The sequence below is a fragment of the Salmonella sp. SSDFZ69 genome (assembly GCF_004010755.1).
Lineage (GTDB): Bacteria > Pseudomonadota > Gammaproteobacteria > Enterobacterales > Enterobacteriaceae > Salmonella > Salmonella enterica.
In genome coordinates this window covers 2,624,937-2,648,022 of the sequence record NZ_CP034831.1, presented here as the reverse complement: position 1 = coordinate 2,648,022, position 23,086 = coordinate 2,624,937, and the positions used below count along the sequence as shown (strand labels likewise).

The following is a 23,086-nucleotide window of genomic DNA, read 5'->3' as shown; positions in this document are numbered from 1 at the left end:
TAAATAACGCCAGATCTCACAAGATTCACTCTGAAAAATTTTCCTGGAATTAATCACAATGTCATCAAGATTTTGTGACCGCCTTCGCATATTGTACCTGCCGCTGAACGACTACTGAAAAGTAGCAAGGTATGTATTTTATCCAGGAGAGCACCTTTTTTGCGCCTGGCAGAAGTCCCCAGCCGCCACTAGCTCAGCTGGATAGAGCATCAACCTCCTAAGTTGATGGTGCGAGGTTCGAGGCCTCGGTGGCGGTCCAATGTGGTTATCGTATAATGTTATTACCTCAGTGTCAGGCTGATGATGTGGGTTCGACTCCCACTAACCACTTCAGTTTTGAATAAGTATTGTCTCGCAACCCTGTTACAGAATAATTTCATTTATTACGTGACAAGATAGTCATTTATAAAAAATGCACAAAAATGTTATTGTCTTTTATTACTTGTGAGTTGTAGATTTTTCTTATGCGGTGAATCCCCCTTTGCGGCGGGGCGTCCAGTCAAATAGTTAATGTTCCTCGCGAACCATATTGACTGTGGTATGGTTCACCGGGAGGCACCCGGCACCGCAATTTTTTATAAAATGAAATTCACACCCTATGAGTCAGAGCGGTGTCTTTTTACATCAGGTGGGCAAGCATAATGCAGGTTAACGTGAAAGATACGAGAAATAGCAGAGACCAGTGATTTCGTTTATGGCCTGGGGATTTAACCGCGCCAGAGCGTATGCAAGACCCTGGCGCGGTTGGCCGGTGATCGTTCAATAGTGCGAATATGAATGGTTACCAGCCGCTGCGAATTCTACCTGGGTCACTTAATAAAGCAAAACATTTAAACGCTCAACAACGACAATTCAGACAGTTCGAACTTTTCTTTAAAAATAGGATTAACCATGTTCAAAGGTGGTTACTAATTAGCCATTATACTATGGTAGTGATTCACATATTCTTTAACGTTACGTTACAGGAAGGTTGAAGTGGAAATGCCTGATGAGCCTTCAGGCATTTCTTAAGGTTAGTTAGCTAAGGAACAGTTACTGAGAACAGGTTTATCATCACCTTCCACCAGTTCAGCCGTTTTGCCTTTGGTATAAAGTTTATAAGTATAATTTTTGTCTATGGCTTCGTAATTTGCTCCGGAGGCCATTTTCATTAACCGCATCGGGATCATCTCGTTTACCTGACTGATAATCGCATAGGCGTTTCCAGCCTCGGTGTTGACGTAAATCACCTCCATAACCTGGTTATCATTACAGGTGTATATAGATTTAGAAATCTCCTGCGAAGCTGCTATAGAGGTGGTACTGGCGCTAAGCGCAGCGAGAAAGAGGGTAAATGGGATCAATTTACGTTTCATCATTAGTATCCTTTGTGCATAAAATTGTCGTTAATTCCCTGAAGAACGGGAGATAAAGCGGCATCAATACGATGAATGCTGTAGTATTCCTGTTACTGACGAAAAGTGCGCCAGAAAAGCGTATTATAATTTATCCATCACTGACATATGTGATGAGTAGACAAATCTTAAAATCATAAACTATAGGCTGCAAATCATTATGGCGCGATAGAAAATGATTGTCACCACTGCTCAATACTATGGCATAAAAACCGAAGAAAACGGTACTGTTCACTGTCTCGTTTCATACGGTATCTGTCAGTGAAACTATTTCTTCAAATGATGGTCTTTTTATTATCGATCAGATAATGGCATCAACAGGGGTTATTCAGGAGTATATGTGAAAAAGTGGCTTATAGGAGGGATATTGATCGCAAGTTTTCTGACCGGTTGTCTGATGTGGCACAACATTGATAAATGGTTTAATAAAGATATCGAATTTTTCTACGTCGGAGACGATAGCTAAAATTCCTGTGAGTTGGCAACGGGTGTCATATCTTCAGGTATGGCGCCCGGAGTAGCCGGGCGCAAATTGTAGGTGTATAAATGTCATTTCATTAAAATTTTAGCGACAACATGGACAGTCACTACCGCGTGCTAGCGACCCTCTGAAGTCACAAGATGAATAAGCCAGTTTTTTGTTTCAGCGGTGACTGAAACATATTTTGCTCCTGGTGGGCTTACCGCCAGTTGCTGAAAAAGACAACGATGATGTAACTGTTGCAGAGACTGACGAATACGACGACCGTGAATTTTATTTTTGGCGACCATATTTCCTCCCAAAAGGCCGCCCGAAGGCGGCGCTGGGTTTGATAATGGAGAAGGGCGTTGGTCACTGCCATAACCAACCTGTATACACTAATGCAATTGATAATCATTATCAATTGTGATGGTGAAGAAAAATTGTAAAGATGAAGGGACAGCGGAAATGGCAATGAACGGGATGAGACTTTTCGTTAACTACTTAAATTCGTGACTAAAAAAAGGCTTTTATAGACTTGAAAATGTTTTTTCCGTCCCTATGTAGTCAGTGGACAAGCAATGCTTGCCTTGATGTTGAACTTTTGAATAGTGATTCAGGAGGTTAATGATGGCACTCAGAACCTTGTCAGCACTTCCCGTGTTTGCTGATTCTCTTTTCTCTGACCGTTTCAACCGTATTGATAGACTTTTCAGTCAATTAACAGGAGATACGCCAGTCGCTGCGACGCCAGCTTACGATCTGCAAAAGCGCGATGCGAATAACTATCTGCTTACCGTGAGCGCTCCTGGCTGGAAAGAGGAAGAGCTTGAAATTGAAACGGTTGGCGGCAACCTGAATATTACGGGTAAACACACTGAAGAGACGGTAGAGGATCAGACGCACTGGATTTATCGTGGTATTCGTAAGGCGGATTTCCAGTTGAGTTTTTCTTTGCCTGAACATGCTAAGGTGAATAATGCGAAACTGGAACAGGGCCTCTTGTTGGTCGAGATTTACCAGGAGATCCCTGAAAGCGAGAAACCGAAAAAAATTGCCATAGAAAGCAAACCAAAGGCGATTGAACACAAATCATAATCGCGTTAATAGAGGCCCGTTTAGACGGGCCTTCATTGCCTGTAGCGAAAAGTATCCCGTCATGCTTGTAGGCACAGATCGCTAAATATTATAGCCCTGACCTCTATATTATCCCGTGCCACTGACCTCGTCGCCATTGGACGGCGGTAAGTTGGAATTATCCGCGAGGTCAGTCCAATTTTTGTCCACTCTCGACATTCTGCCTGTTATGGGCGCGATATCTGAACATAAATTCGTATAGCAGTTCATCGTTTTCACCGCGTTGATGCTATTTCTGCTAACACTACTTTCATACATAAAAAAGCTGATGCTTTTTACCTTATTTAATAGAGGCAGGTATGAAATTAGCGCTCGTCAATCGGCAGGTCATTTTACCGGAAAGCAGAACCGAGTCCTTCCAGTGCCATGCCTCTACGCTTGTTCGCTTACCGTGCGGTACGCTCGTGGCCGCATGGTTCGCGGGGTTGCGCGAAGGAAGCGAAGATACAGCCATCTGGCTATCTCGCTATGAACATAATATCTGGACAACACCGCAGCGAGTGGCGGCACGCGAGGGGGAAGCGCACTGGAATCCGGTGTTATTTTACCCGTCGGATAAATTGTGGTTATTTTATAAAGTAGGCAGCGACGTACACGTGTGGAAAACCTGGTTTATCACCTCCAGCGATCGAGGATTTACCTGGAGTACGCCAGCTCCGTTGGTTAACGATGATATTTTGCCGCGCGGTCCCGTAAAAAATAAACTCCTGCTGGCATCAAATGGCGCCTGGATTGCGCCAGGGTCGATTGAAAGTCCTGAACGGTGGAGGGCATTTGTGGATCGATCCTCTGACGAAGGAAAACACTGGAATATCTCTTTTGTTCCGCTGGAGCCTGATAACGCTATTTCCGGGACAAACGTAGCGTTGTGGGATGGTGTAAAAAAGGGGATGTTGTGGGAATGTTGTCTGGAAAACCTCCTGCGCTGGGATGGCGTTATTCAGCCTACGCTGTGGGAGTCTTCTCCGGGGCATATCCATATGTTGTTACGAAGCACACGCGGGGCAATTTTTCGCAGTGATTCAATCGACTATGGCGCTACCTGGTCTGTTGCCCGCGCGACATCTTTACCGAATAATAATAGTGGTATCGATCTGGTTAGTATGCAGGACGGTACGCTGATTCTTGCGTTAAATCCGGTCAACGGCAACTGGGGAAAGCGCTATCCGCTTTCACTGATTGCTTCCCAGGATAATGGCGAATCATGGCTACCGCTACTGGACCTGGAAAGTGACCACGGTGAGTATTCTTATCCCGCTATTATTAGCGAGGGCGGCGTCGTACATATCACCTACACGTGGAACCGGAAAAATATCGTATATTGTCGATTACAAACGGTATAAGGCGCTATCAGTCGAAACCGATAGCGCTGGAATAATAATGCCTTGCCCGGCGTGCTCTCTCACGCCGGGATGGCCGAAATAGTCATGATTTACCGGGTAACATCCTTGAAAATGTATCATCTTTTTGTATGTAATGGTGAAACAACGCCGCTGCTGCATGCATGGCAATCAGGAAATAGCCGATATTGGCCAGCATTTCATGAATACGCTTTATATCCGATTTTAGGGTGCTATCTGGCGTCAAAAATACCGGTACAGTAAAACCAAAAAAGCTCCAGCTTTTCCCGCCTGACGCCATCATCGCGACGCCCAGCAGCGGTAAGGCGAGAAAAGTGAGATAAAGCGCGATATGCATTAATTTAGCGGCTACGTGCTGCCAGTGAGGAGGGGGAGGCGTAATGACCGGATCCGGGTATTTGTGTTTAAGATATAACCGTAAAAACATCAGCGCCCAGACCAGAACGCCCATGTCATAGTGCATGTCTTTCATAAACAGGTAAACGCTGGAGCCTTTTGGCGCCCACCCCCGTAACTCAATAGCCGCATATGCGATGCCTGTCAGGAGCAGTGTTAACCAGTGAAGCGTTATTTGCAGTCTTGAGAAATGTGCCATTATTATTATCCTTTATTAACAACTGCTTGTAGGGTATGCGTAAAATCTTAACAGAACCTTAAAGCGGGGGCTGAGTCGCAAGGAACAGACAGAGATAGCGGCACGTAAAATGGGATAAAAAGCCGGCGGCATCGCCGGCTTACTGTTGTTATTGTCCTCTTACGACAACACAGGTTTTACCATAAAACGGATATGAGCCTGTAGTTTCATAATCAACACTCGACACTAAAGAAATATCGCCCGCTTTTTTCGCTGAATCAATAGATGCGTCGCCGGTATTTACAATACCCAATACCGTTTGCGCACACGTTTTACCGGTTTTGGTTGCCGGGAGACTCGTGGCAGTAATTGGCCCTTTAACATCCGTATATAAGCCAATCCCTGTCGGTGATGGTCCTGTAGCACACCCCGTTAAAAGAGAACCAATAAAGATAATTGAAAAAATGTGTTTTTTATTTGTCATGGGATTAGTCCATTATAAATTAATAGAAAACTTACCGTCCGAAAATGTCCGGACAGTCATTTAAAAAGTGGTGTATATTAAATATGCGATATTACTCTTTGCACCCTCCTGTTGATGTCGTACCTGATGGACAAATATCCGTTGAAGCCGGATATATTCCCCATGCCGTGTTTTTATAACTTGCGCATCCTGTCAGCAATGAGAACAGTACGGCTAAAAAAATCATCACGAGCCCTGGCGGCGTTAACATTTTTCGGTTGGACTCCATAGCATGTCATTTCATCGGGTTGCCATATGACTGGCGTTCTGCTGGTAAGTTTCATTAACGCCCGGTTCGTTTAATATTGGTTTAGGTTTAAAGCCAGGAAGCGCTAATTACGATACCTTCTTACATTTCAATACTGACTAATAACGTTGAGAAAATGAACAGCGTCGGATGGGAAGACGTAATACAGAATAGAAAGGAAATAAGAGAATAAGATGGCGTTAATTAACCCGGTATTCCTGGCGTCATTTCCCTTGCGTTTTATCCCCGTCAAAAGCGGCCTTTAGCCCACGTTGGCGCTCCCGACGTTTGTGCGTATGATGTTTTTAAAAGATCGTCATACTTTCTGTTCTGCATCAATTTTTTCCTTACAAATGCTCGCCATAATGTCGTCCTCAGGAGGTCTCCCGACGTTTATGCTGCGCCGGGAGAAACAAAAACAACGCATAATCTGGGACAAATTGATGATTAAAGGCAAACTGGCGCTCGTGACGTGCGCACTGACTCTGGTATTCACTTCGTCGCTTTTCGCCGCGTCGGACACGGCAGACGGTCGTACCCTGAAGCTGGCCATTGGCCCTGAGCCAACGGAAGGCTTTGATCCTATGCTGGGCTGGAGCCACGGCAGCTACTTATTGCTTCATGCGCCGTTGCTTAAGCAAAACGCCGACATGAGTTGGGGTAATTTACTGACGGAAAAAGTGGATACCAGCCCCGACGGTAAAATCTGGACGCTAACCTTAAAGCCCGGGCTGAAATTCTCCGATGGCTCGCCATTAACTGCCGAAGATGTCGTATTTACATACAACAAAGCGGCGAAGAGCGGTGGTAAAATTGACATGGGCAATTTTAGCCATGCGCGAGCGCTGGATGCGCGCCGAATTGAGATGACGCTGAGCCATCCGCAGAGCACCTTTGTGAATGTACTCGGGTCGTTAGGGATTGTTCCGGCCAGCCGTTATGATGAAAAAACGTTCGCCCGCGAACCGATAGGCGCCGGTCCATACCGACTGGTCAGCTTTCAGCCGGGTCAGCAACTGATCGTTGAAGCTAATCCCTGGTATGCGGGTAAAAAGAATGACTTTAACCGGCTGGTTTTTGTCTTTCTGGATGAAGATAATGCTTATGCCGCCGCGCGCAGCGGACAGTTAGGTCTGGTGCGCATTGCCCCTTCTATGGCGGTGGCCCCGCAGCAGGATAATCTTAAACTCTGGGTACGCGATAGCGTTGAAAACCGGGGCATTGTCTTCCCGATGGTGCCTGCCGGTAAAAAGGATGCTAACGGTTATCCTGTCGGCAACGATGTGACCGCTGATGTCGCTATCAGACGCGCAATTAACTATGCCATTAATCGTAAGCAACTGGCGGAACAGGTGATGGAAGGCCATGCGATACCCGCTTATAGCGCGGTGCAGGGATTGCCGTGGCAAAATCCTTCAGTGATATTCAGCGATGGCGATATTGCAAAAGCGCGCGCCATCCTGGAAGAGGCTGGCTGGAAGATAAACCGTGCGGGCGTGCGTGAAAAAGCAGGTAAAGAAGCGCGTCTGACCTTATGGTATGCCAGTGGCGACAGCACCCGGCGGGATCTGGCCGAAGCGGTGCGCGCCATGTTACAGCCTTTAGGCATTGTCGTCTCGTTGCAGTCGGGAAGCTGGGAAACCGTAGAGCGCCATATGCACGCTAACCCTACGCTGTTTGGCTGGGGAAGTCTGGACCCGATGGAACTCTTCCATCACTACAGCAGGAAAGCCGCTGGTGTGGAATATTATAACCCGGGCTATTACAGCAACCCTGCGGTAGAAGCACATCTGAAACAGGCTATAGATGCGCCTGACTGGCAAAAGGCGATTCCTTTCTGGCAGCAGGTTGAGTGGGATGGGAAGCAGGGCGCGGGCGTTCAGGGCGATGCGGCATGGGCATGGCTGCTTAATATTCAGCATACCTATCTGGCCAACCCCTGTATTGATCTGGGAAAAGGCGCGCCAGAAATACACGGTAGCTGGTCGGTGTTAAACAATCTTGATGACTGGACCTGGACCTGTCGGTGATGAAATTGTTCTTCAGTCATTTTTTGCGGCTGATTATTCTGTTGGTGCTGGTGGCTGCCGGCACCTTCATTTTGCTTAGCTTTTCGCCCGTTGATCCTATCCGCGCTTATATTGGCAACGATCTGCTCCATGTTCCGCCAGAACAATATGCGCGGATTGCGGCGCGCTGGGGGCTTGACCAGCCGCTGTGGGAGCGTTTCGGTCACTGGTTTTGGCGTCTGCTCCAGGGTGACATGGGGTATTCCATGCTGTTCAACATGCCTGTCGCCAGCGTGATCCGGGAACGTTTTGCGACGTCATTCGCGCTGTTGGCAGGCGCCTGGCTATTGTCTGGTGTGCTGGGCGTGACATTGGGTTTTCTGGCCGGACGTTTTCTCCACCGCTGGCCGGATAAGATGATTTGCCGTATCAGCTACTTATTGTCATCGTTGCCCACTTTCTGGATAGCAATGCTGTTGCTGGCGCTGTTTGCCGTCCGCTGGCCGGTATTACCTGTTTGTTGCGCCTGGGACCCCGGAAATAATGCAGGAACAGCTCTTTTATCGGAACGTTTACGCCATCTTGTGTTGCCGGTATGTGCGTTAAGTCTGTTGGGCATGGGACAAATTGCGCTGCATACGCGAGAAAAAATAGCCAGCGTAATGAAGAGCGAATTTATTCGTTTTGCGCGCGCTCAGGGGGATAAAGGATGGTCGCTGTTACGTCACCAGGTGTTACGTCATGCGATTACCCCAGCGCTCTGCTTACAGTTTGCTTCTCTGGGCGAACTGATGGGGGGGGCGTTACTGGCAGAAAAAGTCTTTGCGTATCCGGGGCTGGGGCAGGCCACTATCGATGCCGGCCTGCGTGGCGATGTCCCGCTACTCATGGGGATTGTTTTATTCTGTACGCTATTAGTGTTTGCCGGAAATACGATTTCAGCCTGGCTTGTGGTGGGGCTTAATCGATCGCTGGAGCGTCCCGATGCTCTATAATCCTGCCCCGACGTTGTTTCGTCTGATCCTCTCCGTTACCTGTCTGCTGTTTATTGCCGGATACGGTTATGCCACGTTGAGCCAGCCGCCAGAGGTTAATCTGCTTGCCCGGCATCTGTCGCCTGATATCCAGCACTGGTTTGGCACCGATAATCTGGGGCGTGATGTATGGCTTCGTTGCTTTCAGGGGGCCTTCACCAGTTTACAAATTGGCGTTGGCGCCGCGCTGTGCAGCGGCGTTATCGCGCTAGTGATGGCGGCAGCGGCGCGCATTCATCCCCGGCTGGACCTCCTGATGCGGCTGATAACCGATGCTATGCTCGCCATGCCGCATTTACTTTTGCTGATCCTTATCTGTTTTACGCTCGGCGGCGGTAAAAGCGGCGTCATTGCGGCCGTGGCGTTAACGCACTGGCCCCGTCTGGCGCTGATTCTGCGCGCCGACGCGGAGCGGGTAGCGCAGAGTGACTACCTGACACTGACCTATCGTCTGGGGCATGGACACCTTTATTGCTGGCGATATCACTATTTTCCGGCGCTATTGCCGCAATGGTTGACGGGAACGTTATTGATGTTTCCTCATGCGGTATTGCACAGCGCGGCGTTAAGTTTTCTGGGGTTTGGGCTGGCGCCGCATGAGCCTTCGCTGGGGCTGTTGCTGGCGGATGCGTTACGGTTTATTAGCCATGGAAACTGGTGGCTGGTGCTGTTTCCCGGCCTAATGTTATTCACGCTGGTGATGCTCTTCGATCAGTTTGCGCGCGCCATTCAGCGGCTGTGGTTAAGGAGTGACGTATGCTGAGTTTACAACAGGTTACGCTGGAAAGCGCGCGTTATCGCTGGTATGGCGCGAGACGCTGGTCGCCGTTATTACAGAATGTCTCTTTTGATATCGCGCCCGGCGAAATGGTGGCATTGGTTGGCGGCAGCGGGGAGGGAAAAAGTCTGCTGCTGCAATGCCTGCTCGATCTGCTGCCGGAAAACTTACGCTTTCGGGGGGAGATTACGCTTGATGGCAACCGGCTGGACAGACATACCATCAGGCAGCTTAGGGGCAATACGTTTAGCTACGTGCCGCAGGGGGTACAGGCGCTTAATCCCATGCTGAATATCAGAAAACATTTGAACAGAGCATGTCATCTGACCGGACGCGCCTGGGATGAGACGCAAATGGTACAGCTATTACAGCAAAGCGATCTTGCACCGACAGTCCTGGAACGCTTTCCCCGCCAGCTCTCCGGTGGGATGGCTAAACGAATTCTGGCGTGCCACGCCTCGCTTAGCCAGGCACGTTATATTCTCGCGGATGAGATCACCGCCTGGCTTGATACGGCACTGGCAAACCAGTTGCTCGAGCACTTGCGAGGTCTTTGCAAGCGGGGATGCGGCGTGCTGTGGGTGACTCATGACCTGCTGCTGGCGGCGCGGTATGCCGATCGCATTGTGGCGCTGCATCAGGGTTATATCACGGACAATATCCGCTGCGAGCAGTTACAGCCGGAAGAGATGAGTGAGCCGTTAAAACGGCAATGGCAAGCATTGCCTGAACTAAGCCCGTTATTTATGCCGACCGGAGAGGGAATAGAATGTTGAGCTGCCGCGACCTCGTTATTCGTCAGGGCGGGAAAGTCTTATGGCAGAACCTGACGTTTACGATTTCTGCCGGTGAACGGGTAGGAATTCATGCGCCAAGCGGAACGGGGAAAACAACGTTGGGGCGCGTCCTGGCCGGATGGCAAAAGCCGACGGCGGGCGACGTTCTGCTGGACGGCAGCCCGTTACCCCTGCATCAGTATTGTCCGGTACAGCTTGTTCCCCAGCATCCTGAACTGACGTTTAATCCCTGGCGAAGCGCCGGAGACGCTGTGCGTGATGCCTGGCAGCCTGATCCGGAAACGATGAGGCGTTTGCATGTGCAGCCCGAGTGGCTGACGCGTCGGCCAATGCAGCTCTCAGGCGGGGAGTTGGCGCGTATTGCGATACTGCGCGCGCTTGACCCACGAACGCGTTTTCTGATTGCCGACGAAATGACGGCGCAACTCGATCCGTCTATTCAAAAAGCGATATGGGGATACGTGCTTGAGGTGTGCCGCAGCCGTTCATTAGGGATGTTGGTGATTAGTCATCAGTCTGCGCTACTTGATCAAGTCTGTACCCGCCATTTACAGGTGGAATAGCCGCAAGTCGTTTCTCCGCATTGCCGTGTCGCCGTTAACGCACCGGGAACCCATGGGTTCCCGGTATTGTCGGCAGAGATTTTACTGCATGACGCGTTTATCTGCGTTTTTTGCATCAGCGGTATTACTGTAGTCCCTGGTCTCTTCAACCTGTACAGGGGCTCTGACGACCAGACTTGGCAGCGCCAGTTCGATATCATTCTCAATGAGTTTTTCAATAATACGGATATTTATCTCTTGCTGAATATCCATGTATTTATTGTAATCCGCGGTATTGACGATATGCACCACCTCATAGGTCAGCCGATCCTGACCAAAGGCCAGTAGATGGGCGCGGTCGAATTGTGTTTCGCCGACATCGGTAATAATCTTTTTCACCATATCGCCGATGAGGCGTAACTTTTCCGGCGGTGTCGCAGTGGCGACGCCAAAAGTAAACACGATACGACGCGTTTGCATCCGCTTATAGTTGTGTATGGTTTGCTGCAACAACTGCGCGTTCGCACAAACGATCTGTTCGCCGCTGAGGCTACGGATGCGAGTGGTTTTCAAACCGATATGTTCAATCGTACCGGCTACATCATTAAAGACGACGAAATCGCCGATCTCGAAGGGCTTATCGAAACCAATCGACAGCGAAGCGAAGACATCGCTCAGAACGGTTTGTACCGCCAGGGCAATAGCAATACCGCCCACGCCGAGGCTGGCTACCAGTGCGGTAATATCCACGCCGACGTTCGCCAGGATGGAGAGCAACATCATAGACCAGACGAGCACGCGCAAAATCATACCAAGAATGACTAACGTCACCGGGTTTTTATTGGAGCCTGGGGCATACAGTAAATGACGCATCCATGACTGTACGCCCTGATCAAGCCAAATCGCCATTTGAATCGCAACCACTAAAAACCAGGCGTGAGAGAGGGTAGAGAATAACCGGTCGGGCAGGGCGACAAAGCGCAGGCTAAAGAGAAATGCGGCAAAAAAGATTAGCATCTTACTGGTCTTTTTCAGCATCTCGAAAACAATAGGCCGCAGCCGCCCATGAGCATCATTCTTTTTATCCGGGCGTTGTAGCGCTTTATAGACCACATTAAGTAGCCAGTTGATGAGCCAGTAAGTAATGAGGGTGACGAAAAAAACGACCGCCAGATTGATCCAGAACGTCGTTGACATCAGCATCGCAACGATATTTAGTCGTGCTAAATACTCCATTTTACCTCCGATGAAAAGCAGATGAACATTACAGTATAGACGTCACATCACGGAGGCCGATTTCCGGCTTTACTATTGCTGTTTTATTCAGCACTTTTGTTCAAAAAGTATGAAAAAGAGGGGTAGCCGTTTGGCTATCCCGGCGTTTCTGTGCAGACTTATCTACTCCTCTTAATAAAATAAGGAGTCATTTATGCAACAAGAACATCGTGAGTGTATTGAGCAGTGTTATGAATGCGCGGCGGCGTGTGATATCTGCGCCTCTTCTTGTCTGCGTGAAGATAACGTCGAAATGATGAAGCACTGCATCCAGTTAGATATGCAATGTGCGGCCATTTGTCGCCTGGCGGCGCAATTTATGGCATTGGAAAGCGAGTACTCACAAAAATTATGCCGCCTGTGCGCGGATATCTGCAAAGCCTGCGCCGAAGAGTGTGCAAGGCACGATCACGACCATTGCCAGAATTGCGCGCGGGCATGCAGCCAATGCGCAGACGCCTGCCTTAAAATGGCCGCGTAATTTTTCTTCCGCCATTAGCTCAACCGGATAGAGCATAGAGCTTCTACCTCTAAGGTTCGGGGTTCAATTCCTCGATGGCGGACCAGTTGATATCAAAAAAGGCCACCTGCGCGGTGGCCGCTGAGTTTCTGTTGAAATAAATGCAATGTTATAATATAACAATCATCTTTCTAAGAAAGATGAGGGTAACGTTTTGGTGATTCATTTAAAAAAACTGACAATGCTTCTGGGAATGCTGTTGGTAAATAGTCCTGCCTTCGCGCATGGTCATCATGCTCATGGCACGCCGATGACGGAGGTTGAGCAAAAAGCGGCAGCGGGTGTGTTTGATGACGCTAATGTACGCGATCGCGCGCTCACCGACTGGGATGGTATGTGGCAATCCGTCTATCCTTATCTGGTCAGCGGCGAGCTGGACCCTGTCTTCAGACAAAAGGCGAAGAAAGACCCGGAGAAAACGTTTGAGGATATTAAAGCGTATTATCGCAAAGGATACGCGACGAATGTTGAGACGATCGGCATTGAAAATGGCGTCATAGAATTCCATCGCGACAATAACGTTGCATCCTGTAAATACAACTATGCCGGCTATAAAATTTTGACTTACGCATCGGGTAAAAAAGGGGTGCGCTATCTGTTCGAATGTAAAGATGCGAATAGCAAAGCGCCTAAATATGTTCAGTTTAGCGATCATATCATTGCCCCGCGCAAATCGGCGCACTTCCATATCTTTATGGGAAATATCTCGCAGCAGGCATTGTTGCAAGAGATGGAAAACTGGCCTACCTATTATCCTTATCAGTTAAAGGCGAATGAGGTCGTTGACGAAATGCTACATCATTAAGTCTGATTGCAATGTTAAAAGCTCGCTATTCATAGCGAGCTTTTTTCTGCCGTTATGCCATATTTCTGGCAATCAATATAAAAAATACCTGCGCCCCGGAGCAATGATGACGCTGTCCATACCGCCCTCGATTCAATGCCAAACGGATGCGGCGTGTCGCCTGATTACTCGTGTCACAGGCGATACGTTGCGTGCTATTCATTTATATGGTTCCGCTGTCGCGGGCGGTCTGAAGCCAAACAGCGATATTGATCTGCTGGTGACAATATGCCAGCCGCTGACGGAGACCCAACGCGCAACGCTGATGCAGGAATTGCTGGCGCTTTCATCGCCGCCGGGGGCGTCGGCAGAAAAACGCGCTCTGGAGGTCACTGTCGTGCTTTATTCGCAGCTGGTTCCCTGGTGTTTTCCACCTTCCAGGGAAATGCAATTTGGCGAGTGGCTAAGAGAGGACATTTGTCAGGGGATTTATGAACCAGCGCAGCAGGACTGGGACATTGTGTTACTGATAACCCAAATTCTGGAAACCAGTATACCGCTAAAGGGCGAACGCGCGGAACGGCTGTTCACGCCAGCCCCTGCGGCGCAGTTGCTGAAGGCCTTGCGTTATTCCCTCGACCTTTGGCAATCCACGGCAGATGTGCAGGGAGATGAGTATCATATCGTTTTAACCCTGGCGCGTATCTGGTACACCCTTTCTACCGGGAGATTTACCTCTAAGGATGCGGCGGCTGACTGGCTGTTACCTCAGTTGCCAGAAGAGTATGCTGCTACGTTGCGTGCGGCGCAGCGTGAATATTTAGGTCTGGAGCAGCAGGACTGGCATATTTTGCTGCCTGCGGTCGTACGCTTTGTGGATTTTGCGAAAGCGTACATCCCCACGCAGTTCACATAAGATGCCCCAGGACGTCTGTCAGGTTGCGCAAACGGCGTTCCTCAACTACTACTTAATAGGTTCTCATCGCTGAAGTAAGCAGATGATCTTATGCGGGCCATCGAATGGATATTTCCACATGGCTCTCGTTTTGTTGAGGTGGATATGACTGGTTCCGCATCATCTGTTTTAAAGACAGATACAAGACTATTGAGCGAAAACCTGTTTCTTAATTATGGTCTGGAGTCCTTATTTAAGGACGTCGCAATAATAGCTGGTAACGTAAATTATATTATTTTTGATATCGACGATTACTACACCGTACAGCAGTATATTACTTCCGCATTTAAAACGGTACTCATTGGGATTGTTACCCATAATGAATATAACTTTATTGATGAACATCATGCTATATATCGAATAAAGGTCGATGCCTCTATTGCTGAGTGGCGCGAATTACTGATTTTGGCCGCTGCTGGTCAATTTTTTCCCAGGTCAGAGAAAGTCAGATTAACGGCGAATGAAAGAAATGTTTTGGCGATGCTTGTTAAAGGAATGGATATCCGACAAATAAGCTGTGAGCTGAATGTACATTTAAAAACTATTTACTCAGTACGCTACCATGTTCTGACTAAATTAGGTTGTAGAACAGTTCTGGATTATCAAATACTGTCCGTCTCTAAAGCCTTTATGCACTGGCTTACAATAAATAATGTTGATAATGCAATTTCCCATGTAAATAGTAAGGTCGTTACTTAATAATGATTTGCTTCTGATGGCGTTTAGGTTCACTATGCTTTCTTACATCATCATGAGGCCAGACAGGCATGGCTACTTTTAGTATTAGCGCAATGGCGGCGCAGTGTGGTGTCACAACAGCAAATATCAGGTCCTGGGAACGCTATGGCCTGCTTCAACCTACCAAAGATGAAGCTGGCAATCGTTTTTATTGCATAGAAGATGCTATCAGAATACAGCATATTATCGACGCGTTAAGCAAAGGCTTTTCATTAAAAGAGATTAAACCTGCCCTCTATGGTGAAGAAACGCATTGCCGCTCGGGATGGTTATTCTACCAGGAAGAGATTTTAGCGCAGTGTAGAAAATTCGAACCCGCCAAATTGCGAAAATTACTCTGGCGTTATGGTCGGGAAATTCCGCCGTGTATCGTAATTGAGTCAATACTGCGTCCTTTACGGCTGTGGTTGTCCGCAGGCGATGATGATGCACGCCGATTTGAAAAGGCATTACTGGATACTGCGATTATTGAATACGCCACGTTCCAGCTAAGTAGCGTACGAAAGGCGCCAGCAGGCACAATGCTTATTGCTGCGTTTTCGCTGAACGACCCCATTGAGCTATGGCTGGAAACGATTAAATATTGTAGTGAAGGTATGCGAGTTGAAGTCATCCCCTGGCAAGCGCCGATGCCCGATCTTTTATCAACGTCTTTCGAGCATATTGTTCTGTGGCATGATGAGACATTAACTCCCGCGCAGGAAAATCTTATTCAGGCTTTAAAAGAATCGGGTAAATTTAGTCTTCATGTGAAAAATGGCTCAGGCTTAACATTACTGCCAGCCGTATACCGGCAGCATGAGATGCCAGAAAGCATGCAGCATGTTGCACCGCAAATCCATGCAAACGGCTACGAAAAATCAGGCACCGCACGTTGAGGCATCTGCATTATTAACGAACAGGGGAGGAGTAACCCCCTCCCTTGTTTATACCCTTCATACTTCAAGTTGCTTATATGTTGGCTACGGATTACTCGGCCCATCCATGGGCCTCGCCCTGACGGGCCGTCGCACGCGACGTTCAAATCTGCTCCCGGCAGATTTGTCGTTCACCCCAGTCACATCGTTATCTATGCTCCTGGGGACTCACTCCCTTGCCGCCTTTAAGCAACTCGAATTATTTTGGGTATATATTAGATGTCGTCAGGTGTCTGAAACAAAACGGCTTCTAAGGCATTACGGTAAATATCAAGCTGCACTACGTCTTTTTCTGTTTCCAGTTTTTCAATAAGTTTGGCGATGATATCCTTATTTGAGACATGCTGCTGCGATTGCAATAGTTCGTAAGTAATTTCCTGAATAGCTCGCTGTTCACATAACATATGTGCAGAAAAAGGATTGCCAGTACTATTTTGTTCGTTGACTAGTGTAATGGTAGTCATATTTCACCATATTCGATGTAAATTGAAGCCGATCTCCCTGAGCGGGGGAGAGAAATTAGTGACTTATTAAAGTTAGACCTATATCATAAAACTGTAATAAAAAATCATAAAAACGTGATATGCATCACATTTGTGTGATTTGTTGTATATTTTATACACTTTAAATGAAGGTGAAGATTCCGCAGAATCAACGGCCTGTTCTTTTTATCACTCCAGTTTAAACGAATAAGCATTAATACCCATCTGTAATAATTACTTAATGTTATCTTAATAAAGGTAAATTACTGTCAGGCCTCCGTAAAAGGAGGTTGATTAATGATTCGTCATATCGCCATTTTTCTTTGTTCTTTATTGATGTGCAGCACCACTTTTGCCGATTCGGTAACGTCGGTATCGCTTGGCGCGCTCTTAACCGCGCTCAATGAACGCATGTTATTAATGAAAGATGTGGCTGCTTATAAAATGAAGCACCATCTGCCGATAGAGGATTTCACGCGTGAACAAAATGTTTTTGCCGAGGCTGAAGAAGAAGCGAAAAATAACGGTCTGGACCCGCATTCGATAACCCCTTTTATTCGTTCGCTAATGGATGCCAGTAAAGCGATACAGTACCGCTATTTAGCGCAGTGGCGAACCGGCCCAGAACCCTCCTTTCCTATACAAACCTTGTCGGTCACCCGGCAACGTATTCGACAACTTGATAATCAAATGTTGATCATTATCAGCCAGCGCCTGATGGTCGGCGCTTTCAGCCATGAGGATATGGTGTGGCTGAGAACGCACTTTAATGCGCCGAATCTGAATGAGAGCGATATCAGTGATGTGTTGGCATCTCTGTCTTTGGTGCGACGCGCGCGTTAATTCCCCATGAGGAAACGTGGGCCAATACCTGGTGATTGCCTGCGGGGGGCGCGATACAAGAACGTTTTTGGGTGATGTGGATATAAGCGTGGTGGAATAGCGGCTGGAGAGACGTGGTTTCGCTTCCCATCTTCCGGTGCATTCGTTAGCATACTGTTTCGCAGCTAAGCGTAAATGTTTTCAGGAAGAGGTTAATGTGTTCGCGGAGTATGGTGTTCTGAATTATTGGACGTACCTGGTCGGGGCGATTTTTATCGTTCTGGTGCCGGGGCCGAATACGCTTTTTGTGCTTAAAAACAGCGTGGGACGCGGGGTTAAAGGAGGATATCTTGCCGCATGTGGCGTGTTTATCGGCGATGCGATATTAATGTTTCTGGCGTATGCGGGCGTGGCGACGCTGATCAAAACAACGCCGGTTCTGTTTAACATTGTTCGCTATCTCGGCGCGTTTTATCTGCTCTACCTTGGCGCAAAAATCCTTTACGCCACGCTGACCTCAAAAGGGCGTGCGGCGACGGAAACGGTAGTTCCTTTTGGCGCTATTTTTAAGCGTGCTTTAATTCTTAGCCTGACGAATCCTAAAGCCATACTTTTTTATGTTTCCTTTTTTGTGCAATTTATTGACGTTACTGCGCCGCATACTGGGGTGTCATTTTTTATTTTGGCTACCACCCTTGAAATTGTCAGTTTTTGCTATCTGAGCTTTTTAATTCTTTCTGGCGCTTTTGTAACCCACTATATTGGTACCAAAAAGAAACTGGCAAAAGTGGGCAATTCTTTGATTGGCCTTCTTTTCGTCGGGTTTGCCGCCAGGCTGGCAACGCTCCAGTCTTAACCCCCTGGACCCGTCGTCAACGGCGGGTCATTGCTCTCCTTTCGGTTTTATTGCGTGGAAAACAGCAAAATAGTAACCAATAAATGGTATTTAAAATGCTGTTTTTGGAGCGTAACCTTTTTACGACAGCGATGAGATTATCGCTGAGTAACCTGCGGGAAGAGGGAAGCAAATGCGGCAAATTCCACAAAATCATATCCATACACGTTCCACGCCCTTCTGGAACAAAGAGACGGCGCCTGCCGGAATTTTCGAACGCCACCTTGATAAGGGAACGCGACCCGGCGTTTATCCTCGCCTCTCAGTGATGCAGGGGGCGGTCAAATATCTCGGATACGCTGATGAACATTGCTCTGAGCCGGAAGAGATCATGGTGATCAATGCCGGCGAGTTTGGCGTGTTTCCTCCGGAAAAGTGGCACAATATTGAGGTCATGACGGATGATACCTATTTTAACATCGACTTTTTTGTCGCGCCGGAAGTACTGATGGAAGGGGCGACCTCACGAAAAGTCATTCATGCCGGGAGAGAATAATAATGGGAAAAGCTACTTATACCGTCACGGTCACGAATAATAGCAATGGCGTCTCTGTGGACTATGAAACGGAAGCACCGATGACGTTGCTGGTACCTGAAGTTGCGGCAGAAGTTGTGAAGGATTTGGTCAATACCGTGCGTTCCTACGATACCGAAAACGAACACGACGTTTGCGGTTGGTAAGGATCTTGTAGTATCTATTTGATATAAAGTGATTTTTTAAATCAGAAGCCGCATCGCGCGTCGCCAGCGTGATGCGGTTTTTGCGTATTGAAAAGCGCTGTTTATTTACATCAGACATGGGTTGAAAAGAAACATTAAGAAAACATTAAGAATATCGCATTGTTTGCTAATGAGAGCGTATTCATAAAACTTATGATTGGGTATTAAAAACCAGAAGAGTCTTATAATCATGAAACTCGATACCCGATTAACTTCGTCAGCACTTACTCTTGCGCTTGCCGCTGTGGTCATCCCGTTTACAGCGGACTGGCAATTGCCTTTGCTTAACGGCGTGGTGGTCCGATGGATTGAAAACGGACAAGCGTTATGGTTACTGTTTGGGGCGCTATTTACCGCCTGGTATATACGGCCACTTTCCCGTCCCGAAGGGGCAAAGCAGTTTTGGCTATGGGCTGTTGTCTGGTGGGTGGTGCTATTGGGTAGAAGCACCAGTTGGGGGCGTGACTATTTCCCTGACGAGCCGCGTATGCTGTTCAGAACGATTTCAGTGCTATTAATTGCTGCGTTAGTCTTGCCAGTCCTGTTTTCTGCCGGGCTACGTAAGGAGATTGTTCGTCGTCTGCGGGACGTTCCTCTGCCATTGTGGCTGTTTACCGTGACGGCATGTTCATATCTGATTTCCGACACTGTCGAGCATCATCGGTGGTTGTCGCCGATATTCCTGCATAACGCTCGTTACACAGATTTGATTGAAGAGCTTTATGAAGTGCCATTTATGATCGGTTTGTTTATGGTGACCGTGGGTTTTATGCAGCAGGACAAGCAGGATGAATGTACTGCGCTGGAGATGACCCCGTATCACGCAAAATAGCGCGGCTGAAAAAGACCATGAATTCGGCATGGGATAGATAGCGGTTAGCAAAAAAAGCCCGCACTCGGTGAGGCGGGCAAATAATACTGGAAGCAATGTGAGCAATGTCGTACCGAACAGGTGGGTTATAAACTCAACCACTCGGTATTGATAAAGATAATCGTTATCATTAATGATTGCAACCCTGATATTTATGCGCTTTTATCCACGACGCTAAAAGGTGATGGATATCACAAACTTCACTTTCCTGACGATGTGCTATTCTTTTTAACGGCAAATAAACCGCTAACGTTAAGACATAAGTGAGGAAAAAATGGGCATTCTTTCATGGATTATTTTTGGACTTATTGCGGGTATTTTCGCTAAGTGGATCATGCCAGGTAAAGATGGCGGCGGATTCTTTATGACGATCATTCTGGGGATCGTTGGTGCGGTAGTCGGAGGATGGATCAGTACGTTCTTTGGCTTTGGCAAAGTGGATGGTTTCAACTTCGGCAGCTTTGCAGTCGCGGTGATCGGTGCGATTGTCGTGCTGTTAATCTACAGAAAAATCAAAAGCTAAACGCAGAACTTTCAGAGATAATAAAGGCTACGACAGGTAGCCTTTATTATTCAAAATGAATTTACCACCAGCCCAGTTCGGTACCCGCCGCCGCAATTAGCGCGATGCCCATCAACACCATCGTTGTTTTCCTCATGGTTATGCTCCCGGCGCGGCGTAACCGCCAATAAAAAACCATGCCAAAAATAATATTGCCGTAATGAAAATGACGACAGGGAAGAGGATACCCACTCTCATGCTATTACCTTCACTGTTCAGGGGGCGCCAGAATAGCAGGGTTTTCTCAGCGACAAAAGGTCGGTTGCTTTGTGACAGGGCGTGGCTATTACTGACTTAACCCGGGATAAACACCCACTAAAGCGCTGACAGAAAGTATGGAAATAGCGTACCCGCCAGGTTATCCTGGACAAAATATCGCTTTAAGGAGTCGTTATGAAATTTACGTGGATTGCGTTGCCAGGCGTATTGCTGCTGAGCGCTTGTTCATCGTCGCAACCCAACGCCCCCCGGCCGCCGCGCATTGGGATGCCTAATCCGGCAGCCGTCTACTGTGAGCAACAGGGCGGTACGCTGATGCCGGTGCAGACCCCACAAGGCGTGCGTTCCGATTGCAAATTGCCCAATGGCGAAATCATTGATGAGTGGACATTATGGCGCAGAGAGCACCCTGATACGAAAAAGTGACAACCTGCGGTCCGACGGGATATGATTAAGAACAATCTGATAATGAGTTTCATGCGGCGCAAGAAAATATGTTTCAGTTAAAGCCGGGCGCGTTGGCAATAGTTATTGGCGCTAAAACACCCGCCGGACGGCAGAATATTGGTAAATCGGTTGAGCTATTTTGCCTGTGTCAACCCGGAGATGAATTCATTAACCCGGTAAATGGACACGTCACCTTACTGCCGAAAGAAGCGCCTCGGGCGCTGTGGCTGGTCACGGGCGATGTAGCCTCCGCCGATGGCCAGCACGGTTTTGCCTGGGTGCGGGCAGAACATTTGATGCCGTTGTCCCCGGACAGACAACCAGGCCAGGCGGCGGCACGACAATCACAGCTCTCGTAGCCACTCTGCCAGCACAATGGCATGGTTCTGGCGAGTATCTTTAGCGGCGTATAGCAACGTTAGCGGTTGGTGTCGGGCAATATCCGCCAGACGTTTGCCTTCTTGATGCTGTTGCGCAAGTTCTGCCCGGTATTGCTGCGCGAAGTGGTTAAAATCAATCAGTTCGCTATGAAAGGCTTTGCGCAATTCGGTGGAGGGCGTAATGGCCTTATTCCATTCATCATAGACCAGCGCTGCTTTTTTAATGCCTCGCGGCCATAGCCTGTCAACCAATACCCGATAACCATCGTCTTTTTCCGCCGGGAAATAGACGCGCTTACACTGGATTCGCATTTTTCCCTCCTGTGATGGTGTCGCTTACGGTACTTTTGTCGGATAGCGGTAATGATTTTAATGGATCAGGCCTGATAAACGAAGCGTCATCAGGCATTCAAGTGGGTATCAGGTTTATTTATGACGCTATCTCTCGATCGCGTCCAGCGTAGAGGCCGAAAATCGCCATGATGATAGCCAGAACCGTCACGCCTGACAGCGGTAGATACCAGCTACCGCTGGCATCATGAAGTTTTCCCATGACGGGCGGCCCACATGCCGCCAGTAAATACCCGACCGACTGCGCCATGCCGGAAAGCGCCGCCGCCTGATGCGCCGAACTGGCGCGCAGGCCGATAAACGTCAGGCCGAGGATCATCGTCGCGCCTGAACCGAAGCCGAACAGTAGCGTCCAGATGATCGCCTGGCCCGGCACAAACCAAAGCCCCGCCGCGCCCACTGCGCACAATAGTGAGACCAGCGCGGCAATCCAGCGTTGATCGTTAAAGCGATGCAAAATAAGCGGAATAGCTAACCCAGGCGCCGCGGTCGCCAGTTGCAGCAGGCCATGTAGCGATCCTGCCTGTGCTTCGCTGTAACCGTGGCTGATGAGTATTGTTGGTAACCAGCCGATAATCACATAATAAATCAGTGAGTTAAGTCCCAGAAACAGAGTAACTTGCCAGGCTAAAGGCGAACGCCAGATACCGCGTTCATGTAATGCCCGGGAGCTACTCAGGTTAGCTGAGCGGGTAGTGCGCCACTGCGGCAACCAGATAAGAAACGCCAACAGCGGAAACAGCATCAGCATTAACAGCGCGCCGCGCCAGCCAAAACCGTGCAACGCCAGCGGAACCACCAGCGCAGACCCCAACGCGGCGGCGGCGCCCATCGTCAATGAATACGCGCCCGTCAGCCTGGCGACATGTTGTGAAAAATCGCGCTTAATCAATCCTGGTAGCAGCACATTACCCAGCGCTATCCCGCACCCAATAATGGCAGTTCCGGCAAACAACAATGCAGCGGAGGGCAGGGAGCGGAGGGCAATACCCGCGCAAATCAGCAGCATTGCGGCAAACAGACTTCGTTCCATCCCAAACCGGCGGGCAATACCGGCCGCCAGCGGCGAAACCAGCGCAAACGCCAGAAGCGGCAAGGTTGTTAGCAGGCCCGTCTGGGCGGTGGAAAGACCGTAATCCGAACGGATTGTCTCCAGCAACGGCGCAGCGCCGGTAAATGTTACGCGCAGCGTAGTGGCTATCATCAAAATACCGGCAATCAGTAAAGCGCCCTGTTTGCCGCGTGGTGAAAGGGCTGTCGTCATCGTTTTCTCATCTCGTCAGGCGAGGCGA

General features: G+C 48.6%; 29 protein-coding genes, 2 tRNA genes and 1 pseudogene. 23 read left to right on the top strand and 9 right to left on the bottom strand.

Annotated features, from left to right (window positions below; all coding sequences use genetic code 11):
* Positions 1-182 precede the first annotated feature (182 nt).
* A tRNA-Arg gene (locus tag EOS98_RS13265) sits at positions 183-259 on the top strand.
* A gap of 754 nt (positions 260-1,013) precedes the next feature.
* Here EOS98_RS13265 and EOS98_RS13255 read toward each other — a convergent pair.
* Positions 1,014-1,358: a c-type lysozyme inhibitor gene (locus tag EOS98_RS13255; protein ID WP_000977725.1), complete on the bottom strand. Its 345-nt coding sequence runs from the start codon at positions 1,356-1,358 to the stop codon at positions 1,014-1,016.
* 701 nt (positions 1,359-2,059) lie between these two features.
* Here EOS98_RS13255 and EOS98_RS13245 point away from each other — a divergent pair.
* The 3 genes from EOS98_RS13245 (at position 2,060) to EOS98_RS13230 (ending at position 4,334) form a co-directional block, all read left to right on the top strand.
* Positions 2,060-2,284, top strand: coding sequence for a hypothetical protein (locus EOS98_RS13245; protein ID WP_077677844.1), 225 nt, complete (start codon positions 2,060-2,062; stop codon positions 2,282-2,284).
* A gap of 200 nt (positions 2,285-2,484) precedes the next feature.
* On the top strand, positions 2,485-2,952 hold the full coding sequence (locus EOS98_RS13240) for an Hsp20 family protein (RefSeq protein ID WP_164550772.1): 468 nt from the start codon (positions 2,485-2,487) through the stop codon (positions 2,950-2,952).
* 338 nt (positions 2,953-3,290) lie between these two features.
* A complete protein-coding gene (locus EOS98_RS13230; protein WP_000761752.1) occupies positions 3,291-4,334 on the top strand; it encodes a sialidase family protein in 1,044 nt (347 codons plus the stop codon).
* Between the two features lie 82 nt (positions 4,335-4,416).
* Here EOS98_RS13230 and EOS98_RS13225 read toward each other — a convergent pair whose 3' ends face one another.
* Both EOS98_RS13225 and EOS98_RS13220 read right to left on the bottom strand, forming a co-directional pair.
* Positions 4,417-4,947 (bottom strand): cytochrome b, encoded by a 531-nt coding sequence (locus EOS98_RS13225; RefSeq protein WP_000929974.1) that lies wholly within the window; start codon positions 4,945-4,947, stop codon positions 4,417-4,419.
* Between the two features lie 148 nt (positions 4,948-5,095).
* On the bottom strand, positions 5,096-5,410 hold the full coding sequence (locus tag EOS98_RS13220) for a TRL-like family protein (protein ID WP_024156230.1): 315 nt from the start codon (positions 5,408-5,410) through the stop codon (positions 5,096-5,098).
* A 681-nt stretch (positions 5,411-6,091) separates the two neighbouring features.
* Here EOS98_RS13220 and EOS98_RS13215 point away from each other — a divergent pair.
* From EOS98_RS13215 to EOS98_RS13195, 5 genes are read left to right on the top strand one after another with little or no spacing between them, the layout of a single operon-like run.
* A complete protein-coding gene (locus tag EOS98_RS13215; RefSeq protein WP_094964586.1) occupies positions 6,092-7,726 on the top strand; it encodes an ABC transporter substrate-binding protein in 1,635 nt (544 codons plus the stop codon).
* Complete coding sequence (locus tag EOS98_RS13210) at positions 7,726-8,700, top strand: ABC transporter permease (RefSeq protein ID WP_001726984.1); 975 nt, start codon at positions 7,726-7,728, stop codon at positions 8,698-8,700. The genes EOS98_RS13215 and EOS98_RS13210 overlap by 1 nt, the downstream gene beginning before the upstream one ends.
* Positions 8,690-9,502: an ABC transporter permease gene (locus tag EOS98_RS13205; protein WP_000966636.1), complete on the top strand. Its 813-nt coding sequence runs from the start codon at positions 8,690-8,692 to the stop codon at positions 9,500-9,502. The genes EOS98_RS13210 and EOS98_RS13205 overlap by 11 nt, the downstream gene beginning before the upstream one ends.
* Positions 9,496-10,293, top strand: a complete 798-nt coding sequence (locus tag EOS98_RS13200; protein WP_000950206.1) for an ATP-binding cassette domain-containing protein — start codon at positions 9,496-9,498, stop codon at positions 10,291-10,293. The genes EOS98_RS13205 and EOS98_RS13200 overlap by 7 nt, the downstream gene beginning before the upstream one ends.
* Complete coding sequence (locus EOS98_RS13195) at positions 10,287-10,877, top strand: ATP-binding cassette domain-containing protein (RefSeq protein WP_000947459.1); 591 nt, start codon at positions 10,287-10,289, stop codon at positions 10,875-10,877. The genes EOS98_RS13200 and EOS98_RS13195 overlap by 7 nt, the downstream gene beginning before the upstream one ends.
* Before the next feature lie 81 nt (positions 10,878-10,958).
* On the opposite strand, the gene EOS98_RS13190 is transcribed toward EOS98_RS13195, so the two are convergent.
* Entirely contained in the window at positions 10,959-12,092 is a 1,134-nt protein-coding gene (locus EOS98_RS13190) for a mechanosensitive ion channel family protein (protein ID WP_000456073.1), read from the bottom strand.
* Positions 12,093-12,285: 193 nt separating this feature from the next.
* On the opposite strand from EOS98_RS13190, the gene EOS98_RS13185 reads away from it, so the two are divergent.
* The 6 genes from EOS98_RS13185 (at position 12,286) to EOS98_RS13160 (ending at position 16,006) form a co-directional block, all read left to right on the top strand.
* Complete coding sequence (locus tag EOS98_RS13185) at positions 12,286-12,612, top strand: four-helix bundle copper-binding protein (RefSeq protein WP_001183699.1); 327 nt, start codon at positions 12,286-12,288, stop codon at positions 12,610-12,612.
* Between the two features lie 8 nt (positions 12,613-12,620).
* A tRNA-Arg gene (locus EOS98_RS13180) sits at positions 12,621-12,697 on the top strand.
* A gap of 111 nt (positions 12,698-12,808) precedes the next feature.
* Positions 12,809-13,456, top strand: coding sequence for a metal-binding protein ZinT (gene zinT, locus EOS98_RS13175; RefSeq protein WP_164550773.1), 648 nt, complete (start codon positions 12,809-12,811; stop codon positions 13,454-13,456).
* Positions 13,457-13,562: 106 nt separating this feature from the next.
* Positions 13,563-14,351, top strand: a complete 789-nt coding sequence (aadA, locus tag EOS98_RS13170) for a cryptic aminoglycoside nucleotidyltransferase ANT(3'')/ANT(9) (RefSeq protein ID WP_126524052.1) — start codon at positions 13,563-13,565, stop codon at positions 14,349-14,351.
* 144 nt (positions 14,352-14,495) lie between these two features.
* Entirely contained in the window at positions 14,496-15,089 is a 594-nt protein-coding gene (locus tag EOS98_RS13165) for a helix-turn-helix domain-containing protein (protein WP_126524427.1), read from the top strand.
* A 68-nt stretch (positions 15,090-15,157) separates the two neighbouring features.
* Positions 15,158-16,006, top strand: coding sequence for a MerR family transcriptional regulator (locus EOS98_RS13160; protein ID WP_000190263.1), 849 nt, complete (start codon positions 15,158-15,160; stop codon positions 16,004-16,006).
* Between the two features lie 254 nt (positions 16,007-16,260).
* Here the strand turns inward: EOS98_RS13160 and EOS98_RS13155 are convergent, their stop codons facing one another.
* A complete protein-coding gene (locus tag EOS98_RS13155) occupies positions 16,261-16,509 on the bottom strand; it encodes a biofilm/acid-resistance regulator YmgB/AriR (RefSeq protein WP_000208086.1) in 249 nt (82 codons plus the stop codon).
* A gap of 78 nt (positions 16,510-16,587) precedes the next feature.
* Positions 16,588-16,742 (bottom strand): annotated as a pseudogene (locus tag EOS98_RS24880) (hypothetical protein).
* Between the two features lie 82 nt (positions 16,743-16,824).
* Here EOS98_RS24880 and EOS98_RS13150 point away from each other — a divergent pair.
* The 6 genes from EOS98_RS13150 to EOS98_RS13115 all read left to right on the top strand — a co-directional run bounded on the left by EOS98_RS13150 (position 16,825) and on the right by EOS98_RS13115 (position 20,358).
* On the top strand, positions 16,825-17,370 hold the full coding sequence (locus EOS98_RS13150; protein WP_000617984.1) for a chorismate mutase: 546 nt from the start codon (positions 16,825-16,827) through the stop codon (positions 17,368-17,370).
* 196 nt (positions 17,371-17,566) lie between these two features.
* Positions 17,567-18,205, top strand: coding sequence for a leucine efflux protein LeuE (gene leuE / locus EOS98_RS13145; RefSeq protein WP_000457190.1), 639 nt, complete (start codon positions 17,567-17,569; stop codon positions 18,203-18,205).
* 172 nt (positions 18,206-18,377) lie between these two features.
* Positions 18,378-18,740 carry a DUF1971 domain-containing protein YeaR gene (yeaR, locus tag EOS98_RS13135; protein WP_001248993.1) on the top strand — a complete coding sequence of 121 codons (363 nt, stop codon included), beginning with the start codon at positions 18,378-18,380 and terminating at the stop codon, positions 18,738-18,740.
* Between the two features lie 2 nt (positions 18,741-18,742).
* The gene (locus EOS98_RS13130) at positions 18,743-18,925 is read left to right on the top strand and encodes a DUF1869 domain-containing protein (RefSeq protein ID WP_000513733.1); all 183 of its coding nucleotides are present in this window, start codon (positions 18,743-18,745) and stop codon (positions 18,923-18,925) included.
* Between the two features lie 229 nt (positions 18,926-19,154).
* Positions 19,155-19,796 carry a membrane protein gene (locus EOS98_RS13125; RefSeq protein ID WP_020438048.1) on the top strand — a complete coding sequence of 214 codons (642 nt, stop codon included), beginning with the start codon at positions 19,155-19,157 and terminating at the stop codon, positions 19,794-19,796.
* A 313-nt stretch (positions 19,797-20,109) separates the two neighbouring features.
* Positions 20,110-20,358 carry a GlsB/YeaQ/YmgE family stress response membrane protein gene (locus tag EOS98_RS13115; RefSeq protein ID WP_126524053.1) on the top strand — a complete coding sequence of 83 codons (249 nt, stop codon included), beginning with the start codon at positions 20,110-20,112 and terminating at the stop codon, positions 20,356-20,358.
* A 138-nt stretch (positions 20,359-20,496) separates the two neighbouring features.
* Here the strand turns inward: EOS98_RS13115 and EOS98_RS13110 are convergent, their stop codons facing one another.
* On the bottom strand, positions 20,497-20,595 hold the full coding sequence (locus EOS98_RS13110) for a YoaK family small membrane protein (RefSeq protein WP_001589065.1): 99 nt from the start codon (positions 20,593-20,595) through the stop codon (positions 20,497-20,499).
* 195 nt (positions 20,596-20,790) lie between these two features.
* Here EOS98_RS13110 and EOS98_RS13105 point away from each other — a divergent pair, with 195 nt between their 5' ends.
* A complete protein-coding gene (locus EOS98_RS13105) occupies positions 20,791-21,042 on the top strand; it encodes a DUF333 domain-containing protein (protein ID WP_000673492.1) in 252 nt (83 codons plus the stop codon).
* A gap of 68 nt (positions 21,043-21,110) precedes the next feature.
* Positions 21,111-21,422 carry a hypothetical protein gene (locus EOS98_RS13100; protein WP_000487126.1) on the top strand — a complete coding sequence of 104 codons (312 nt, stop codon included), beginning with the start codon at positions 21,111-21,113 and terminating at the stop codon, positions 21,420-21,422.
* On the opposite strand, the gene EOS98_RS13095 is transcribed toward EOS98_RS13100, so the two are convergent.
* Together EOS98_RS13095 and EOS98_RS13090 are read right to left on the bottom strand one after the other, a co-directional pair.
* A complete protein-coding gene (locus EOS98_RS13095; RefSeq protein WP_001222527.1) occupies positions 21,408-21,755 on the bottom strand; it encodes a DUF488 domain-containing protein in 348 nt (115 codons plus the stop codon). The two genes, EOS98_RS13100 and EOS98_RS13095, sit on opposite strands and share 15 nt — an antisense overlap.
* Positions 21,756-21,873: 118 nt before the next feature.
* Entirely contained in the window at positions 21,874-23,058 is a 1,185-nt protein-coding gene (locus tag EOS98_RS13090; RefSeq protein WP_000205341.1) for a CynX/NimT family MFS transporter, read from the bottom strand.
* Between the last annotated feature and the right edge of the window lie 28 nt (positions 23,059-23,086).